This window comes from Roseomonas rosulenta, assembly GCF_016106005.1.
Taxonomy (GTDB): Bacteria; Pseudomonadota; Alphaproteobacteria; order Acetobacterales; family Acetobacteraceae; genus Neoroseomonas; species Neoroseomonas rosulenta.
The window spans coordinates 1-1,673 of record NZ_JACADR010000496.1 but is presented as its reverse complement, the minus strand read 5'-3'; the positions used below and the strand labels follow the sequence as shown (position 1 = coordinate 1,673).

The 1,673-nt window shown below is 75.8% G+C and carries 2 protein-coding genes and 1 pseudogene; 1 reads left to right on the top strand and 2 read right to left on the bottom strand.

Annotated elements, in window-relative coordinates:
* Positions 1-245: pseudogene (locus tag HW578_RS26260) on the top strand (ABC transporter ATP-binding protein); the annotation flags it as partial.
* Positions 246-252: 7 nt separating this feature from the next.
* Here the strand turns inward: HW578_RS26260 and HW578_RS26255 are convergent.
* Both HW578_RS26255 and HW578_RS26250 read right to left on the bottom strand, forming a co-directional pair.
* Entirely contained in the window at positions 253-903 is a 651-nt protein-coding gene (locus tag HW578_RS26255; protein WP_198373652.1) for a hypothetical protein, read from the bottom strand.
* Positions 904-973: 70 nt separating this feature from the next.
* A complete protein-coding gene (locus HW578_RS26250; protein ID WP_198373651.1) occupies positions 974-1,489 on the bottom strand; it encodes a VOC family protein in 516 nt (171 codons plus the stop codon).
* Between the last annotated feature and the right edge of the window lie 184 nt (positions 1,490-1,673).

Here is a 1,673-nt window from a genome sequence, read left to right as displayed (position 1 = left end):
CGCCCCGGCGCCGGGGCCTGAACGCCAAGGACCAGCATGAGTTGAAGACGCTGCCGGCGCGCATGGAGACGCTCTCGGCCGAGGTCGCGGCGCTGGAGCGCAAGGTCGCCGACAGCGCCTTCTATGCACGCGACCCCGCCGGCTTCGCCGCGGCGACGCAGGCGCTGGCCACCGCCCAGGCGGCGCTGGCGGCGGCGGAGGAGCGCTGGCTCGAGCTCGAGATGCTGCGCGAGGAAGCGGGCTGACCCGCCCTCAGGGCGCGCGCGGCGACGGGCCGGCCAGCAGCGCGCGGCGCAGGTCCCGGATCCGCATCAGGATGCGGCGATGGATCTCGGCGTCGGCATCCATGTTGAAGTGCCACAGGCCCGGCCGGTCGCGCAGGTCGATGTTCTCGATCGCGCCGGTGAAGCCGGGCGCGGGCTGCAGCGGCCGGCCGAAGCCGTTGCCGGCCTGGTAGAAGTTCGTCACGTGCCGCGGCCCCGCGGCGACATCGCCGACCAGCACGGGGTCGAGCGTGACCAGCTCCTCGGTCGCGATCCCGGCCGCCCAGAGGCTGGCGGAGGCCTCGATCGCCGCATCGGCGCCGAGCGAATGGCCGCCCAGGCACAGCGGCCGCGGCAGGCGCCCGGCCTCGGCCAGGCGCAGCAGGCGCTCGGTCACGTCGTCGCGCGCGAGGTGGTTGTGCACCGTGGCGGCATAGCCGCCCTCGCGCAGCCTGCGCGCCAGGTCGTCAAGGCCGGTCGATATGTCCCCGATGCCGCGGAACAGCGCGATGCGGCCCTTGGGCGGGCCGGGCAGGGGCTCGCCCAGGCCGGTGGCGCAGCCGGCGGAGGCGAGCGGCAGCGCGAGCAGGGCACGGCGCCCGGCGCGGCCGGGCAGAGGGGTGGGCGCGGGTCGGATCATGGGCGGGTCGGGCCTTCCCGCGCCAATTTGGCACGGAAATGCGATCATTCCACCCCTCGCTCGGGGTCGGTCAGGCCGCCTCGGCCAGCAGCGCGTTCAGGTCGAGCCGGCGGGTGACCATGGCGAGGCGCCCGGCCGCGTCGCGCGGCCATTCGGCCTCGGCGCGGTCGCGGTACAGCTCCACCCCGTTGCCGTCCGGGTCGCGCAGGTACAGCGCCTCGGACACGCCGTGGTCGGAGGCGCCTTCGAGCGGCCAGCCGGCGTCGAGCAGCCGCCTCAGCGCCACCGCCAGCGCCGCGCGGTCGGGATAGACCAGCGCCACGTGGAACAGCCCCGTCGTGCCCGGCGGCGGCCAGGCGCCGTCGCGACTCTCCCAGGTGTTGAGCGCGATGTGGTGGTGGTAGCCGCCGGCCGAGAGGAACACCGCCTGGTCGCCCAGGCGCTGCTGCTCCTCGAGCCCGATCACGTCGCGCCAGAAGGCCAGCGCCCGGTCGAGATTGGCGACCTTGAGGTGGACATGGCCGATGCGCGCGCCGGGGTGGATGGCGGTGCGGGGCGGGGCAGGCTGCGGCAGGGTGTCGGGCATGGCGATGCGTCCTTCTTCTGGCGTGCATATGGGCGCGCCCGGCGCGGGGGCGCCAATCGCATTCGGGCATCATCGCCATGGGCCGGGGCAATGGGGCGCGGCGGCGGGGGCCGGGCTCGCGGGCCGGCGCGGCGCGGTTCGCGATCGATCCGGCGCGGCATGCCCGCGTCGTTGCCCGGCCGGG

Coding starts and splice junctions, on each gene's coding strand:
- HW578_RS26255 (WP_198373652.1), bottom strand. CDS start 903: ATGATCCGACCCGCGCCCACCCCTCTGCCCGGCCGCGCCGGGCGCCGT.
- HW578_RS26250 (WP_198373651.1), bottom strand. CDS start 1,489: ATGCCCGACACCCTGCCGCAGCCTGCCCCGCCCCGCACCGCCATCCAC.